Annotated in this window: 26 protein-coding genes and 1 pseudogene; 14 read left to right on the top strand and 13 right to left on the bottom strand. The window is 59.1% G+C overall.

All coding sequences use genetic code 11. The features are described 5' to 3' along the window. Positions 1-546, top strand: a 546-nt coding sequence (gene surE, locus QT222_RS16915) for a 5'/3'-nucleotidase SurE (protein ID WP_491477842.1), incomplete at its 5' end; no start/stop codon positions are given. A 32-nt stretch (positions 547-578) separates the two neighbouring features. Here surE and QT222_RS16910 read toward each other — a convergent pair. Beyond that, positions 579-821 carry a hypothetical protein gene (locus QT222_RS16910; protein WP_491477841.1) on the bottom strand — a complete coding sequence of 81 codons (243 nt, stop codon included), beginning with the start codon at positions 819-821 and terminating at the stop codon, positions 579-581. A 93-nt stretch (positions 822-914) separates the two neighbouring features. Here QT222_RS16910 and QT222_RS16905 point away from each other — a divergent pair, with 93 nt between their 5' ends. Then, the gene (locus tag QT222_RS16905; protein ID WP_004057116.1) at positions 915-1,721 is read left to right on the top strand and encodes an AAC(3) family N-acetyltransferase; all 807 of its coding nucleotides are present in this window, start codon (positions 915-917) and stop codon (positions 1,719-1,721) included. Between the two features lie 57 nt (positions 1,722-1,778). After that, positions 1,779-2,216, top strand: a complete 438-nt coding sequence (locus QT222_RS16900) for an OsmC family protein (protein WP_004057115.1) — start codon at positions 1,779-1,781, stop codon at positions 2,214-2,216. Between the two features lie 51 nt (positions 2,217-2,267). On the opposite strand, the gene QT222_RS16895 is transcribed toward QT222_RS16900, so the two are convergent. From QT222_RS16895 to QT222_RS16885, 3 genes are all read right to left on the bottom strand, one after another. Continuing rightward, positions 2,268-2,693, bottom strand: coding sequence for an OsmC family peroxiredoxin (locus QT222_RS16895; protein ID WP_491477840.1), 426 nt, complete (start codon positions 2,691-2,693; stop codon positions 2,268-2,270). A gap of 175 nt (positions 2,694-2,868) precedes the next feature. Continuing rightward, on the bottom strand, positions 2,869-3,282 hold the full coding sequence (locus QT222_RS16890) for a carboxymuconolactone decarboxylase family protein (RefSeq protein ID WP_014732287.1): 414 nt from the start codon (positions 3,280-3,282) through the stop codon (positions 2,869-2,871). 255 nt (positions 3,283-3,537) lie between these two features. Beyond that, positions 3,538-4,467 carry a hypothetical protein gene (locus tag QT222_RS16885; RefSeq protein ID WP_491477839.1) on the bottom strand — a complete coding sequence of 310 codons (930 nt, stop codon included), beginning with the start codon at positions 4,465-4,467 and terminating at the stop codon, positions 3,538-3,540. 124 nt (positions 4,468-4,591) lie between these two features. Between QT222_RS16885 and QT222_RS16880 the strand changes: the two genes are divergently transcribed. Further along, entirely contained in the window at positions 4,592-4,987 is a 396-nt protein-coding gene (locus QT222_RS16880; protein ID WP_491477838.1) for a CopG family ribbon-helix-helix protein, read from the top strand. 40 nt (positions 4,988-5,027) lie between these two features. Here the strand turns inward: QT222_RS16880 and QT222_RS16875 are convergent, their stop codons facing one another. From QT222_RS16875 to QT222_RS16860, 4 genes are all read right to left on the bottom strand, one after another. Further along, positions 5,028-5,168 carry a hypothetical protein gene (locus QT222_RS16875; protein ID WP_155844682.1) on the bottom strand — a complete coding sequence of 47 codons (141 nt, stop codon included), beginning with the start codon at positions 5,166-5,168 and terminating at the stop codon, positions 5,028-5,030. 186 nt (positions 5,169-5,354) lie between these two features. After that, a complete protein-coding gene (locus tag QT222_RS16870; RefSeq protein WP_269321954.1) occupies positions 5,355-5,480 on the bottom strand; it encodes a hypothetical protein in 126 nt (41 codons plus the stop codon). 222 nt (positions 5,481-5,702) lie between these two features. Further along, the gene (locus tag QT222_RS16865) at positions 5,703-6,401 is read right to left on the bottom strand and encodes a CPBP family intramembrane glutamic endopeptidase (RefSeq protein ID WP_491477837.1); all 699 of its coding nucleotides are present in this window, start codon (positions 6,399-6,401) and stop codon (positions 5,703-5,705) included. Positions 6,402-6,649: 248 nt separating this feature from the next. Then, complete coding sequence (locus QT222_RS16860) at positions 6,650-7,333, bottom strand: helix-turn-helix domain-containing protein (protein WP_491477836.1); 684 nt, start codon at positions 7,331-7,333, stop codon at positions 6,650-6,652. Positions 7,334-7,478: 145 nt separating this feature from the next. Between QT222_RS16860 and QT222_RS16855 the strand changes: the two genes are divergently transcribed. The 3 genes from QT222_RS16855 (at position 7,479) to QT222_RS16845 (ending at position 8,446) form a co-directional block, all read left to right on the top strand. Further along, positions 7,479-8,063 (top strand): hypothetical protein, encoded by a 585-nt coding sequence (locus QT222_RS16855; RefSeq protein ID WP_491477835.1) that lies wholly within the window; start codon positions 7,479-7,481, stop codon positions 8,061-8,063. Positions 8,064-8,145: 82 nt separating this feature from the next. Then, on the top strand, positions 8,146-8,307 hold the full coding sequence (locus QT222_RS16850) for a hypothetical protein (RefSeq protein WP_491477834.1): 162 nt from the start codon (positions 8,146-8,148) through the stop codon (positions 8,305-8,307). Beyond that, positions 8,267-8,446 carry a hypothetical protein gene (locus QT222_RS16845; protein WP_491477833.1) on the top strand — a complete coding sequence of 60 codons (180 nt, stop codon included), beginning with the start codon at positions 8,267-8,269 and terminating at the stop codon, positions 8,444-8,446. The genes QT222_RS16850 and QT222_RS16845 overlap by 41 nt, the downstream gene beginning before the upstream one ends. A 20-nt stretch (positions 8,447-8,466) precedes the next feature. Here QT222_RS16845 and QT222_RS16840 read toward each other — a convergent pair whose 3' ends face one another. After that, entirely contained in the window at positions 8,467-8,829 is a 363-nt protein-coding gene (locus QT222_RS16840; protein WP_491477832.1) for a winged helix-turn-helix transcriptional regulator, read from the bottom strand. A gap of 152 nt (positions 8,830-8,981) precedes the next feature. Here QT222_RS16840 and QT222_RS16835 point away from each other — a divergent pair, with 152 nt between their 5' ends. The 3 genes from QT222_RS16835 to QT222_RS16825 all read left to right on the top strand — a co-directional run bounded on the left by QT222_RS16835 (position 8,982) and on the right by QT222_RS16825 (position 10,998). Next, complete coding sequence (locus QT222_RS16835; RefSeq protein ID WP_491477831.1) at positions 8,982-9,389, top strand: DoxX family protein; 408 nt, start codon at positions 8,982-8,984, stop codon at positions 9,387-9,389. Between the two features lie 247 nt (positions 9,390-9,636). Continuing rightward, positions 9,637-9,885 (top strand): Rdx family protein, encoded by a 249-nt coding sequence (locus QT222_RS16830; protein ID WP_004057097.1) that lies wholly within the window; start codon positions 9,637-9,639, stop codon positions 9,883-9,885. Between the two features lie 189 nt (positions 9,886-10,074). Then, complete coding sequence (locus QT222_RS16825; protein ID WP_491477830.1) at positions 10,075-10,998, top strand: bile acid:sodium symporter family protein; 924 nt, start codon at positions 10,075-10,077, stop codon at positions 10,996-10,998. Between the two features lie 3 nt (positions 10,999-11,001). On the opposite strand, the gene QT222_RS16820 is transcribed toward QT222_RS16825, so the two are convergent. Next, positions 11,002-11,283, bottom strand: a complete 282-nt coding sequence (locus tag QT222_RS16820; RefSeq protein ID WP_004057093.1) for a winged helix-turn-helix transcriptional regulator — start codon at positions 11,281-11,283, stop codon at positions 11,002-11,004. A gap of 163 nt (positions 11,284-11,446) precedes the next feature. Here QT222_RS16820 and QT222_RS16815 point away from each other — a divergent pair, with 163 nt between their 5' ends. Further along, a complete protein-coding gene (locus QT222_RS16815; protein ID WP_491477829.1) occupies positions 11,447-11,785 on the top strand; it encodes a Zn-dependent oxidoreductase in 339 nt (112 codons plus the stop codon). A gap of 83 nt (positions 11,786-11,868) precedes the next feature. Here QT222_RS16815 and QT222_RS16810 read toward each other — a convergent pair whose 3' ends face one another. After that, positions 11,869-12,177 (bottom strand): chorismate mutase, encoded by a 309-nt coding sequence (locus tag QT222_RS16810; protein ID WP_004057087.1) that lies wholly within the window; start codon positions 12,175-12,177, stop codon positions 11,869-11,871. After that, positions 12,174-13,043 (bottom strand): shikimate kinase, encoded by an 870-nt coding sequence (locus QT222_RS16805; protein WP_491477828.1) that lies wholly within the window; start codon positions 13,041-13,043, stop codon positions 12,174-12,176. Before QT222_RS16805 ends, QT222_RS16810 begins: the two co-directional genes overlap by 4 nt. A 131-nt stretch (positions 13,044-13,174) precedes the next feature. Here QT222_RS16805 and QT222_RS16800 point away from each other — a divergent pair, with 131 nt between their 5' ends. Beyond that, positions 13,175-13,603, top strand: coding sequence for a DUF5796 family protein (locus tag QT222_RS16800; RefSeq protein ID WP_004057083.1), 429 nt, complete (start codon positions 13,175-13,177; stop codon positions 13,601-13,603). Further along, on the top strand, positions 13,603-13,839 hold the full coding sequence (locus tag QT222_RS16795; RefSeq protein ID WP_004057081.1) for a DUF7508 domain-containing protein: 237 nt from the start codon (positions 13,603-13,605) through the stop codon (positions 13,837-13,839). Before QT222_RS16800 ends, QT222_RS16795 begins: the two co-directional genes overlap by 1 nt. Positions 13,840-13,918: 79 nt before the next feature. On the opposite strand, the gene QT222_RS16790 is transcribed toward QT222_RS16795, so the two are convergent. Beyond that, entirely contained in the window at positions 13,919-14,053 is a 135-nt protein-coding gene (locus tag QT222_RS16790) for a DUF7128 family protein (RefSeq protein WP_004057079.1), read from the bottom strand. 78 nt (positions 14,054-14,131) lie between these two features. On the opposite strand from QT222_RS16790, the pseudogene QT222_RS16785 reads away from it, so the two are divergent. Continuing rightward, positions 14,132-14,537, top strand: a pseudogene (locus QT222_RS16785) (AAA family ATPase); the annotation flags it as partial.

Raw genomic sequence — 14,537 nt, 5'->3', positions numbered from 1 at the left:
GACATGGTCGTCTACGTTATCAATAAAGGAGCCAACATCGGGGCGTACGTCCTCGGCCGGTCGGGAACCGTCAGCGCCGCCGTCGAAGCCGCGTTTTTCGACGTGCCAGCCATTGCCCTCTCGCTGTACGTTCCCGGTGGCGGCGACCGCGCGTGGCACGAGAAGGCGACTGAGCCGGAGGACTTCCGCGAGGCGACCGCGGCGGCGACATACCTCGCCAAACATGCCAAATCCGCGGGCGTCTTCGGGCAGTGCGACTACCTGAACGTCAACGCGCCGATGCCCGACCCGGACGGTGAGCCTGCGGACATGCAGGTGACGTACCCCTCAGAGCTGTACGACATGACCGCCGAGTACAACAACGGAACCGTCAAACTCCACGACGCCGTCTGGGAGCGAATGCAGACTGGCAACATTCCAGACCCCGATGGGACCGACCGCCGGGCCGTCGTCGAAGGACGTATCTCTGTTTCCCCGTTGACTGCTCCACACACGACACATCGACACGAGGCGCTCGATGCGCTCGCAGAGACGTACATGGACTGAGAGAGCGCCAAAATCAGCGTTTTTGCCGTCTCCTAGGCACTTCGACTATCGACTAGCACTTTGTACGCGGTGGCGACGATACCAGCGAACATAGCGAACGCGCCGGCGGCAGACACGATGAGACCGATAAACGACACCAATCCGAGCAGATGGCCACCGAATGCGACTCCACCGAGAGCGAAGACCACCCACCCACCGAAGATGACCAAAAAGAGGCCGACGACACTGTCTTCGGTGGCGTAACGGAGGGCACCTCTAGCCGATAAACCAGACATGATTGACATAAACCGAGGGATGAAATTAACCATTTCGGTGACAACAACCCGAGGAGCAAAACATTGAACTATAGACCATATGACAATCGGCGTATGTCAGAAGCCGACGCTATCGAGCAGGTGGACGAACCGGGAACCGTCTCCTCGCTCGCGTCCGACCTCCGCGCGCTCGGTGTCGAAGCCGGCGACACCCTCACCGTCCACTCCTCCCTGCGGTCGCTCGGCTGGGTGTCTGGCGGCCCGCAGGCGGTCGTCGATGCGCTCCAAGAGGTGCTGACGGAATCGGGAACGCTCGTCATGCCGACGCACTCGACGCAGTACTCCGACCCTTCGGTCTGGCAGGAACCTCCAGTTCCGGACCACTGGGTCGAGATAATCGACGACTCGCGGCCGCCGTTCCGGCCTGAAGTGACGCCGACCCGGGGTATGGGTGCAATTCCGGAGTGCTTCCGTAACTATCCCGAAGCCGTCCGAAGCGAACACCCGCTGTACTCGTTTGCTGCGTGGGGCGCAGACGCCGACGAAATCGTTGCCGACCACAGTCTCGATAACGGCCTCGGAAACGAATCGCCACTCGCACGGGTCTACGACCGCGACGGCGACGTCCTCCTTCTCGGCGTCGGCCACGACAGTAACACCTCACTCCACCTCGCGGAGTACCGCGCCGACTTCGAAAAAGAGCGGAAGCAGGGAACTGCGCCGCTCCTCCGAGACGGCGAACGCGTCGTCTTCGAGTACGAAGACATCAGAATCGACAGCGACGATTTCGAGGAACTCGGGTCTGACTTCGAGTCGGAAGTCGGGGTTACTGCGGGGCAGGTCGCCGCCGCGACGGCCAAACTCGTGGACCAACCGACGCTCGTCGACTTCGCGGTCGACTGGTTCGAAGAGAACCGCTGAGTCCCTGCGCTTGGAGCGAACATAACTAAGCATCCCGTCAGTGTATTGAATACTAACATGAGCACCGAACGCACGCACACGAAGACAACGTCGGTCGAGGGGTCACGAGTCGACGCTTCGAAGATGCAGTTCGAAACGTCGGGTGGAAACCAGTTCGACATCGGTGGCGACGGCACGCCGGGAGAGTACATGCTCGGGTCGATTGCCGGTTGCTACAACGTCGTCGGTCATCTGGTCGCCGAGGAGATGGGATTCGAACTGGCCGACCTCACCATCTCGGTCGCCGGCGACGTCGACCCGCGAGTCTACAAGGGCGATAACACAGACGCTCGCGCGGGCTACCAAGAAATCCGGGTCGTTCTCGACATAGACGCCGATGTGAACGACCAGACGGTTGCAGAATGGGTCGAGAGGGTCGAAGAACGCTGTCCCGTCTGCGACAATATCTTCGAATCGACGCCCTCGATTACCGCAGTAAGCAACCGCGAGTCCTAACGGCAGGAGCACCGAAAAATAACGAATCTACTGACTCGAACTGACGACGATTCAGACGAGCGACGCGTCTAACGTAATCTCCGGACCGGCCAGCGCCTTCGAGACGGGGCAGTTCTCCTTCGCCCGCTGGGCGAGTGTCGAGAACGTTTCGTCGTCGATGTCGGGAATGTCAGCCTCCAGCGTCAGTTCGACTTGTGGAATCTCGAATCCACCACCGCTGGCTGGTTTGAGGTGTACATCCGCCACCGTGTGGAGGCTGTTCGGAGTGAACCCCTCGTCTTCGAGGGACGCCGTCAGTTGCATCGAAAAACAGCCGGAGTGGGCTGCGCCGATGAGTTCTTCGGGGTTCGACCCCACCTCGTCTTCGAATCGCGTCGGGAACGTAAACGTCCCCTCGACAGCACCGCTTTCGGTCTTAAAGTCACCACTGCCGCTTTTTCCACCTGTCCACGTCGTTTCCGCTTGTTCTGTTGGCATTCCAACAATAGCTTCGACCTCCACCAGTAAGGAGATACCGGCGGTGGGGTGCGACTATTCTGTTACCCGGAATTTTCGCGGAATGTGACGCAACGCTCACCACGCTGGCAGGGTGCGTGCCGAATCGAAGCCAAAATAGGAGGGTGGCCGCGTATCCGGGGCGATTTATGGATACTCAGTCGTCAGCGGTCATCTGTTCTTCGAGGTGCTCGGCCATCCGTTCGAATTCGTCTTCGAACGTGTCCATGTCGTAGTCCATCCCGTGAATGATGGCACTGTAGCGCGCGGTCCAACTCGAGAGGAAGGCAATCTCTTTGAGCTCCTCCTCGGTCGCGCCGTGCATCTTGGCCGCTTCTTTGTGGAAGTGCTGGCAGTACGGGCACTTGATGTTCGCCGCAATTGCAAGCCCGATTAGTTCCTTGTACTTCGGTGGAATCGCGGTCTCTTCGAACGCGTGGCGTTTGAAGTTCGGCCACTCGTTGACGAGGTCTTCGTCGTTCAGTTCCCAGAATCCGGGGACAAACCCGAGTGTCTCTTCGATATCTTTCCGTATTTCGTCAATGTCTCCTCCCTCAGATTTCGTTGCCATTGTCTGTGTCTCCTGGTGGTTCCAGCGGGTACGACTCAAGCACTTCATTCGAAATTCGATGCGGGACCGCTCCCGCCAGAACCAACTGGTTGTTCACTGGCTACCGCATTAAATATTGTTAATAATTATTATATTTGTTAACTAATTGTTTTGGAGCATGTCCGATAATCGGGAGTACGGACCCGTTTCGTCGCCCACACGTCGACGAACGTATCGGCGCGTTCGATGTGGCCCCGTCCGAAAAGGAACTGGGGGTTAGAACACACCGAAAACGAAGCCGACGCCCATTACGACGAGGACGGTAGCCGAGAACGCAGGAAGATACGGTGTGTACTGCTTGACTTTCTCCTCGTAGTGCTGGTAGCCTGCAATCAGGAGCATCGTCAGTCCGACGATGCCGACAACGACAGTAATCGCGTACGCACCCATCAGTTCGAGACAGTAGTTCGACCCGGCACAGAGTGCGATAATCTCGAACTCCTCTTCGTGTGCGAATCCGAGGACGAACGCGAACCACGCGATGCCGAAGAGACCGCGGTCTGCGGCCGAATCAAGCCCGTCGTGCGAGTGTGAGTGTCCGCCGAGGAACGGAATAAATCGCTTGATTCGGGACCGCAGCCTGTCGTCATCTTGACCGTAGGTATGTTCGTGGTCGGAGTCGTGGCAGTGGTCGGTGTCGTGGTCGGTGTCGTAGCTGTGGTCGGTGTCGTGGCTGTGGAGTCGACCGTGCTCGAGTAAATTGATACGGCTGAGTTTGTTCGAGTGGCTGTGGTCGTGGTCGTGAGAACCGTGGGGGTGGCCGTGCCCGGTCCCATGGCCCTCCCCATGGCTTCCGTGGGAATGGCCGTGAGTGTACTCTCGGATACCGAGCGCGATGAGCAACACACCGGCAACCAGACTAACCGGGCCGCCGATTTGGACGCCGCCCACTATCGTAATCGGCTCGTTGACCTGTGTGAGGTCGAAGTACTCCTTCGCATAGAAGAACACCCCCACCATCGCGATGCTGCTGACGAGGTGGCCGACGCCGAGGATGAAACTCGCCGCGAACCCGTACACCCACTTGTTCGCCTGGTCGAGGGCGTACGACGCCGCGACCGGCCAGCCGTGACCCGGTTCGATGCCGTGGATTGCCCCGAGTACCACTGCCCCAGCCAGCAACCCGAATGTATCACCTGAGAACACGGTTCTAGGCTAGCCTTGGAAAACACGGACTTTAGCGGTTGTTAATACCGAATTGGGTGAATCGTCATAACAGGACGACCGTGGTAAGGGGGTATCTTGTAACTGCACGAGTCAGTTCTGAGTGATGCGGACGAGTTTCAACATACCCGACGAGGTGGTCGAAGAGTTCGACCGGGTCTGGCAGGACGAAGGAATCGAAAACCGCTCGCGTGCCGTTCGAGAGGCGATGTTGGAGTTCATCGAATCCCACTCCCGACTCGAAGATACGACCGGCGAGGTCGTTGCGCTCGTCGGCTTCGACTACCGCCACCACGACGTGATACAAGAACTCCACAGCACGCAACACGAGTATCAGGATATCATTCTCAACACCAGCCACACCCATCAGGGCGAGTGGTGTCTCGAATCGCTGTTCTGTCGCGGTCCCGCCGAACGCGTGCGCGAGTTGACGTACCAACTCCGGGATTTCGATTCGGTCCGTCGGGTGAAGGTGATGGTCATCCGAGATAGTGTGTCGTAGGCCGATTGCGAGTCACTTACGAGGGCGAGATATAGGGGGTTCAACTCGAACTTGAGAGTTCTTCGCGGAGTTCACCGAGTATGTCCGGTTCGAGTCCAGCGATGACTCCCCCGCTGACGGCGAAAGCGACGAGTGTCCCGACAAGGAGGACGGCCAGTCCAACCTCCTGCCACAGAGTCAACAGGCTGGGCGCGGCGCTGTTGATTCCGATGTGGACGGCACCTTGTGGTAGCCAATCGACTCAAACGCACCCGCACTGGCAAGATACACCAGAACCGCCCACGGGAGCCCCCCGAGAAGTCCTGCGATACCGCCTGCGAATCTCGCAGAATAACACTTCGATAGTGGCGCGAGAACCGATTACCACTCACCCCGGCGTGGGCGCGCCTGGCCCAGTTGGCTTCTCTTTGTGGTCGGGGTCGCCGCGGTTGAGGATTGCATCGCGGATACGGTCGAATACCGATTTGTCGGTGCGAACAATGGGAGTGGACATATCTCACACCTATGTTAGTGTTTGACACACTTGGGCCTGGCGGGGACTACTACCGTTCGAGATGCGCACTCTCTATTCAGCACCACTTTGACAAACTGTCACTGATTAAAAATTCACTCAGAACCGTTATTTTCGTAGACGGCCGAACCGAGCTTTCGAGGTTTCAGTGGCTCGTTGCGGCCGTGAAATTGTTCTCAAGGAGGACGTTCCAGAGAGTCGAAGTCAGCCTAGCGCAGGAAGGATAACGAACCCGACGATGTCATTGAGCAGGTGCATTACTATCGGCGCGACGAGCGTCCGTCGCCAGAGGTAGACACCCGTGACGACCACGGACCACGCGCCAATCTGGAGCGTTGTTCCGACTCCCCACAGTGGGATGTGAATTGCAGTGAAAACAGCGAGTGGGATTCCGGCGGCGAGCCACACGTTGCCCGTGAGTTCGAGAAGGCGCTCGATAGGATAGCCGCGGAAGAGAACCTCTTCGACGATACCGGCGGTGATTGCCGAGGCGAGGACGACTGGAAGTGGTTGCGAAAGCAGGGCTTGGCCGCTGTTGGCATCGTAGAGACCGACCGCCGAAAGGAGCGGTTGGGAGAGCATGAACACCATGACACCGACGACGAATCCGGCGACGCCAATCCCGATATCAGCCAGTGTTGGCCGCGCGACTCCGATTGACGCGAGCGACTCTCGTTCCCAGTACAAGACGAGAGCGACCAAGACACCGAGAGTCAACCACAGATGCCCGACCCAGAACGGGATTTCAGCCAGTCCCGAAAATTCAGCAGTCAAAGGGAACAAAAGGAACTCTCCGACCAGCATCGGGCCAGCGAGTGCGACGAACAGGCCGAAGAGCGTGGGAACGTTAGCACCGAGGAATTCGGCGAGACTCTGACGCGACTCGGATGCCGTTTCGGTCATCGAATCACCACCGTTCGAGAACCGTACTTCGACCCGGTAGTAAGCGAGGGCTGAACGATTCGTACGGTGTCTTGGTTGTCTCTGTTGATGCCCCTACGCAGGGTTGAGACGCTGTGGTCCCTCTTCATATCGCTCAGGAGACATTACAGGTGCATTATTTTTGTCCATCGGTACCTCCCATCTATCAGTGACTTCCCCATCACAGCTGAACGAATTGTAAACCACCAGCAGGAATCAAGCAGAGTCAGCTATTCGTTGGCTTCCGCCGCATCGCGTCGAAGATGCGCTTCGATGAGAGTGTTCACACCCCGACGAAGTCGCTCTGACATGGCCTGAGAGCCAATACCGAACTCCTGACTCAACTGACTGAGAGAAACACCTCTCGGGACTTGGAAATATCCCATCTCGCAGGCACTCTCTAGGGCGTCGTACTGGTCGTCGGTCAGAGTCTCCATCGCGGGGCACTGGAAGTCAACTTCGTCAGGCGGACTCGTTTCTGAATAGAGAGTGGCCAACTGGACGGAGACATCCATTTCACGGCACTCTGCGATGAATTCGGAGAGGGAGTCTCGGCTCGGGCTTCGGACACGGAGTCGCCAGTTTGAGTCTCCTGCTGGACTCGTCGCTTCGAGAATTTGGATGCCTTTTGTCGCGAGGAGTTCCGAGATAAGCGTCTGAGTAGCCCCTGCTGTGATGTTGTAGACGCGGACATCGGAGAAGTCGGCTACGCGCTCGCAGGTGTCGATAGACGGGTCTGATTGGACCTCCGCTTCGAATTCATCGAAGTCACAACCGCGGACGACGATTCCCGCTTGCTCAGATGTTCCCTGATACTGAATCCTGATTTCTGCCTCTGGAAGCGCTTGTAAAGCCTTCTCTGTTAAGATGGCACCCGGGCCAGAGACACGGAGTTCAGCGATGACTGATGCCATGATCCATTTACCATGTTAGCATAGCTCATTGCCGATGATAAGTGAGGGCTTTGCAGGCGAGACTCGCCATAACTCGTCTCAGTGCCACTTGTTTTCTTGTTCTCCCGTGGGACATTTCATCTTGACAGGGACCCAATCAACCAGTATGTCCTCCGAGCGCTTCCCGAGTATCGACGTTACAGGTGACCAACAGCCGAAGGATGTCCCCTTCCGGCTCGGTATTGAGAAGGTGCGCGATTTTTCATCTGACGAACCCGCTCGGATTCGAGTGTCGCTCGAGAACCGTGCTTCGACGGAACAGATAGTCGGATTTGGGGCGATTCAACCGTTCTCCAACATCTGGTGTGAAGGTGAGTTCCCGATTGTCCTCGTTCCGAGCGATACCGGGATTCAGAAGTACGCCTTCGGAACCGACGAACAGATTATTCCCGACCGCCCGGTCGAGGGTTGTTGGCAGACGAATCTCGTTCGATTCAGCTGTAACGACGTGCTCCGATTTCGGCCCCTCGATGTGGGCGAGACCATGCAGACGGAGTACACCGTACTGCAGTATCCAGAACGAGAGATACTGGAGGCAACGACAGACAAGTGGTTCGGCCCTGTCGCTGAGAGTGATGTCTGTCTCCCCGCAGAGAAGTACCGTTTTGTGGACTCCTTCTTGCCGAGGTTCAGAACGGATACGACGTGGGACGAGTTCGATTGGGGGTTCACGCTCACGATTGAAGAATAGCGAGTGCGACTGCACCTCTCTCAGCCGAGGAGAATATCTGTAAACTCGTCGCTCCCAGACCTGTGTCGCCGTGGCGTATCCGATGTCCCACCACGATGCAACCGAGATTCGAATCGTTCCGCCGTGCGGTGTATGCAGAGAACTACTCGCGGACTACAACGAAGATATGCGCGTTATCGTCCCTGTCGAAGGTGAAAACCGGGTTGCAAGCGCTATCGACCTTCTTCCGACTCGGACGTGGTGAGTACCTGCTCGGGGGCCAAGTGAAAGTAACGTACAACGACGCCGAGTACCTCGCCGAGCGACACGGGATCGACGGACAGCGTGAGCGATTGGAGCAGATCAACACCGTTCTCGAGTCGCTTGCCACGGGCGACCGCTAGTCTGAGGGAGTCATAGAACTCTAGGACGAGCTTTCCCGAAGATACCCGTCTCCCCATTCGTCCATCGCTTCAATTACGGGCTCTAGCGAGGCCCCCTGTTCGGTCAGGGAGTACTCGACGCGGAATGGCTTCTCGCTCACGATTGCGCGATTCACGAGCCCGTTTTCCTCTAGGTCCTCCAGACTATTCGAGAGGACGGTGCTGGAGATAGTGTCGATCTCCGCTTTGAGGGCGTTGAATCCGAGCGGGCCGTGTGCGAGCAATCGATGGATGATGACGGGATGCCATTTCTTCCCGATGAGATGAGCCGTACACGTCACAGTACACCAGTCATCGTCGGCACACCACGACGCAACACACGCTTGCTCGGTCGCGTTCCCCATTTCTGTTGGCGGTAACGGATGTAAAGCTATTATTATTGCGCTACTAAGTCGCTTAGCAACAGTTGATACTGCATACTGGGTAGGTTAGGGATGCGCACCACATCAGTACGGCCTTCGCTTACGCTTATTCACTGTCTTGCTCACTGACCTCTATGGAAGACACATATGGTGCCCGCGTCGAGTCGGTTCGTCAGTCGACTCCGGATTGGGCTCTCACAGGCTTTCGTCTCGTTCTCGCCGCACTCGTTGCGAAACCGGCTCTGAGCAAGTTCATCACCCACGGGACTTCTGTTGCCTTCTTCGATGCAATCGGAATGCCCGCTCCGACACTGATGGTCATCGTTGCGGGGTTCATCGAAGTGGGAGCGGTCGTGCTACTCCTCGCCGGAGTCGGAGAGCGACTCGCGGCCTTCTCGCTCATCCCGGTGATGCTCGTTGCCGTACTGTACGTTGGGCCGGATTGGAAGAACCTCAGCGTTCTGGTCGGTTCTCTGGTACTCTTACTATTGGAGAGGGGTTCTGGTTCCCGCTCGTGGCCAGCACAGCGGCTACTCGGTTAGGTCGGCCTCGTGACCGAACACAGACTGAAAGCGGGATTCGTACCGCGACCACGCCGAAGTTGCGGTTGCAACCCTCGTCCTGCATCTCGTCTACGGCAGCGTGCTCAGTTGGGTGCTGGACCGAAATACGTCGTCGATGGCGGAGAGACGGTCACAACAGCTGACTGACGAGGTGATGGTTAGGCTCCGCTAACTTGGTCAGGGAGCCCTTGTCCTAGCTTTACAGCGGGATCACCCAAGGAGAGGTATGACGTCAGTCGAAATCGAATACTGCGTTCCCTGCGGACTGCTTGACACAGCGGTAGAAACCCAGACCCGACTCCTGGACGAATTCGGCCAGAAGCTGGATGGAGTGACACTCTCTCCTGGCCACGGCGGTGTGTTCATCGTGACTGCCGACGGTGAGACGATTTGGGATAAAGACGCCCACGGCGCTGCCCTCGACTTGGACCTCATCGTCGAGGCAATCAACGACAGGCTCCCGGCAGAAGCCTAACTACTTCCCAAACACCATACCCGAACTCTATCAAGCAGCGGGCTGTCGGTACTCGTAGACGGTACCCGAAACGCAGGCATTGCGGAGAACGATCTTCCCACTGGTCGCAATCGCCGCTATGAGTTCACAACACGGCAGCAAACGGGAATACAAACGACCAAACCCCGCATGGACGGATTCACCACATCGATGTCAGATAGCGTCGTGACTCGGGTTACAACCCTCGTCGACGAGTATCTACTAATCTGGGTGCTTCTTTCGGTCGGCGTTGGGCTTCTCACCCCGTCACTCGCATTTCTCACGCCGCTGTCGACGCCGATTCTGGCGGTCATGATCGGAGCGGTTTCACTAACACTTGCGCCCGAGCGGTTCCGCCAACTCCGTGGCCGGACCGTACTCACGATTCTCGTCGTGCAGACTGGGATGCCCTTGCTCGCGTTTGCAATCGCCCGGACGCTTGGCCTCTCTCCAGCGCTCACTGCTGGATTTGTGGTATTGGGTGCGGTGACACCAGAACTCGTTACGCCGACAATGACCGAACTCAGCGGGGGTGATACAGCCCTCGCAACGGTCGTTCTCGTCGTGGTCGGCCTCGGAACGCTCGTCCTCGTCCCGGGAGTCGTGACCGTACTTCTGGGCGCGTCGGTCCCGGTCGATCCGCTGGTAATCGTCGAACAGTTGCTGCTCGCGGTGGTCATCCCGATGACCCTCGCGGTCGGAGCCCGGTACCGGTGGCCTGGTCAAATCGGACAGTACGATGATATCTATCCGTCTGTGTCGGGAGTCATGGTGATTCTCATCATCGGAATCGTCGCTGCGGCCAACGCGTCGACCGTTCGCGATGGCGGTGCTGTGCTACTTCTCGTTGTGGTCGGTGCGGTCGTCCTCAACAGTACCGGCTATGCCGTCGGTTGGCTCGTCGGTCGGAACTTCACTCGGAGGGAGCGTATCGCCGCGACACTGTCGATTGGAATGCGTGACTTCGCCGTCGCCGCTGCACTCCTCGTCGGAGCGGGCTTCCCGACGGCAGCGACACTCCCCGCAGTCGTCTTTGGAATCGTCGAGATGACGACGAGTGCAGGGCTCGCAAAGTGGTTCAGCCAATCGCCCTGAACGTTATACGAGATTCTCCTGTTCGTCCGCCCATTCGAGAAGGGGGTCGAGCTTCTCCCGGAGTTCGTCACCCGTTTCGGTGAGTTCGTACTCGACGCGAGGCGGAATCTCCGCGTACTGCTCTCGAGAGAGGTACCCAGCCTCGACGAGGTCATCGAGGCGGGCCGACAGCGTCGAACTGCTCACCTCGCCGAAGGTATCTTCTATTTCGCCATATCTGGCTGGCCCGATTGCACCAACGACGCAGATTACCTGCATGGCGTAGCGGCGACTCAACAGGTCCATCACTCCACCCAATGGACAGTAGCAGGTTATATCAGAATTCTCCACAGTTGGGTCGTCAGGTAACGAGTCTGGTGTCTCTGTCATAGCTTTTATTCACCGAACTTAGTCCAATACTTCGGACTTGACAGTATAAACACTCTCATCTTCAAAGTAATAGCACACTATGAGTCAGAACGACTCGACAAGAGACGTTGTGTGTACGCTAACCGAAGAACAAGAGAAGGAACGGAGCAAGGAGGTCCGCTCGCGTCTCAGCGCCAACTATGTCGGATTTGAGGAGTCCGTGGATGGCTTGAACGTTCGGTTCGACGGGACTGACGAGTCGCTACTGGCGGTCGCTCAGTTCACGTCGTCCGAATTGAAATGTTGTGCGTTCGCCGACTACGAGATCTCGGTATCGCCGCCATACGAGGAGACGGTTCTGACTCTCACCGGCCCCGAAGGGACGCGACAGCTCTTCCGCGATGGTCTGATCGACCATCTGGAGTCGGAGACACCGTAGACGCCACCTAGTGCGGAAAAACGATGTTAGCCCGGGAGCAGTCAGTCACCGACCGGTAATCTAGAGCCTGAGACCTATTTCAGCTACCTGCTCTCTCGCTGTTCGGCCTTGTTCATCTCGATAAGCAACCGGAAAATCGCCTTCACGAGGTTCGAATCGACCTCGAAGTGCGCCGCGTTCTTCTCGGCGCGCTCCATCACGCGCTCTTCTTGTGATTCGTCGGTCGTGGGCAGTCCTTTCTCGTCTTTGACCTGCGCAACCGTATCTGCAACGTAGGTTCTGCGGGCGATGAGTTCGACGATTCCGCGGTCGATATCCTCGATTTCTTCGCGGAGTTCGTCGAGGGACATCTCCTGAACCGATTCGGCCGTGTCTGTGGTGTCGTCTGTCATAGAATTCGTGCTCCGTCAGTTCGTGTGGTGGTCAGTCTTGTCTCGCCGTCGCGGGCGTCCCATAGCGTCTGGACGCGTTCGAGGTCCGTGCGGTCGCCGACCGCGACGACGCTCGGGCCGGTTCCGGAAAGCGAGACGCCGTCGGCGATGGGCATCGCTTCGACGGCGGGGTCGGTCGGGAAGTCCAGTGCGGCGGAGAAGGCGAGTCCGTTGACGGTCATCGCCTCGGCGTACCGGCCGTCGAGGGCGAGGTCGGCGACGAGGGTCGCCATCGGCGCGACGTTCTCACATCGGCTTGCATCGGCGTCGGCGCTGTATGCGCGCTCGGGTGGTGTCCAGACGAGCACGTCCCAATCGAGTTCGTCGCGGGTGACTAATTCGTCTTCGGTATTGTCGGTGACGACGACGCCGCCGAGCATCGATGCGGCCGCGTCGTCGAACGCGCCGGTGACGGTGACGCCGACCTCGCGGGCGGCGCGGACGCCGAGTCGACACGCGTCGATGCGGGAGATGTCGTCGTCCGGGTCGGGACCGACCGAGCGGCCGAGTGCGGAGAGCGTCGCCAACACGGTGGCGTTGGCGGCGGCGCTGGAACTCTTGAGTCCGGCGGCCATCGGAACCTCGCTTTCGGTCTCGACAGTCCCGCCTTCGCCGTCTCCGAACTCCTCGACGACGAGGTCGACACAGCGCTCGATGAGTCGCGTGTCTGCGTCGGGAGCCTCCGCGATGGTGCCGCGGACTCCGTCGGCGTCGTTCAGTTCGACCGACGCGGAGGTCTCGGCGTCGATAGCAAACGCGGAGCCGGTGCCCGTCGCGAGGGCGTTCAAGACGGTTCCCGCCCCGGGGGCGGTGGCTCGGCCGTGCATACTTGCCGGAGGTTGGCACGCAGTGTTATGTGTGGCGGTCCATGCCGTTTTCGCCCGCATTGTTGCGTTCGCGATATCCCGCGGGATTGCGAGACGCGATGTTTTTCCCGTCCCCGCGGCTACGGTGGCGTATGAGCGCCCGAAACGACGTTGCTCCGAGCACCCTCGGCGTCGAACTCCACGACTTCGGCGTCGAAGTGGAGTACATCGACAACCGAACGACGGTCTATCGGGGCGTCCCCCAGACCGTCACGGGCACGCTATCGACCGGCCCCGGAAAGGAAGTGCACGTCCTCGTCACCGACCCGACCGAGACGGAAGGCGTGATGATGTACGTCAACGACCTGAAGACCCACGACGAAGTGCTCGAATCCAGCGGCGTCGGCCGTGTCATCCTCGCCGAAGAGGAAGAAGAAGAGTTGTTCCCCGGCGTCGTCGTGCGGCGGCTCCCCGGCCACCGATTCGAGGTGGAGGCCGACCCCGACGTCGCTCGCGGGCGCGTGTTCGTCTTCGTCGAGGACGACTGGGGCGAAGACTCCTACGAGTTCGTCTCCGAGTGATGCTCCGAAAGCGCTGGGAGCCACTGGAAAAGCGGACGATTGGAAGCGCGCCAGAAGCCTACGGCTACTACGAACTCGGCGACGAAGACGGTGACCTCGTCGGACGCGGCGTCGGCGTTCTCCGCGACGAGCTAAAGGAGGCGCTCGCCTACGGCGACGGCGAACAGGTCCGGTGGGAGCGAGCGACGTCACTCGAACACGCAGAGCGTATCGCAGCCGAGCACGACCCGACGTAGTAGTCACTCACACCGAGACTTCTCCTCCCCGCCGCCGATTACCGATTTCGCCGACCACTACTGCAGTTTTTGCCGACCACTACTGCAAGTACGACGGGCTATCAGTATCGCAGTTCTCTTCGTGCGCCTTTGCGTCTTGCTCGACGTCGAACAGCATCCCACACTCATCACAGCGGTACCACGTCGCACCATCCTTCTCCGTCGTGGCAACCATGTGTGATTGTACCGCACGAATCCAGAAAATGATTACTCCAGGAGAATGCTCAAGGGCAGAGCCGCCGAAGCGACAGCCATGTCCGAAAACGGGGTGACGCTCGTCGTCCGCGCCGCCGAGAAACGCGACGCGGGACGCGGCATCGCCCGCCTCCCCGAAGCGGCGCGCCGAGAACTCGGCGTGTTGAGTGGCGAAACGGTCGTCATCGAGGGGCCGCGCGAAACGGTCGCAAAGATGTGGCCCGCTCGTCCCGGCGCAGAAGCTGGCGAAATGCTCGTCGACGCCGACACGCGGGCGAACGCCGGCGTGAAAATCGGAGACCGCGGCCGCGTCCGGAAGAGAGACGGAGAAGACGCGCGGGCGGTGACGCTCCCCGGTGCCGGCGCGCCCGCGCGAACCAGCGCCGCCCGGGGAACCATCCAGGAAGTGGGGGAATCGGCGCGTCGGAAACGCCCCCGCCAGGCCTGGGCACCCGTGCGGCGCG

The organism is Haloferax sp. s1 (genome assembly GCF_058382125.1).
This window is presented reverse-complemented; position numbering and strand designations above follow the sequence as displayed.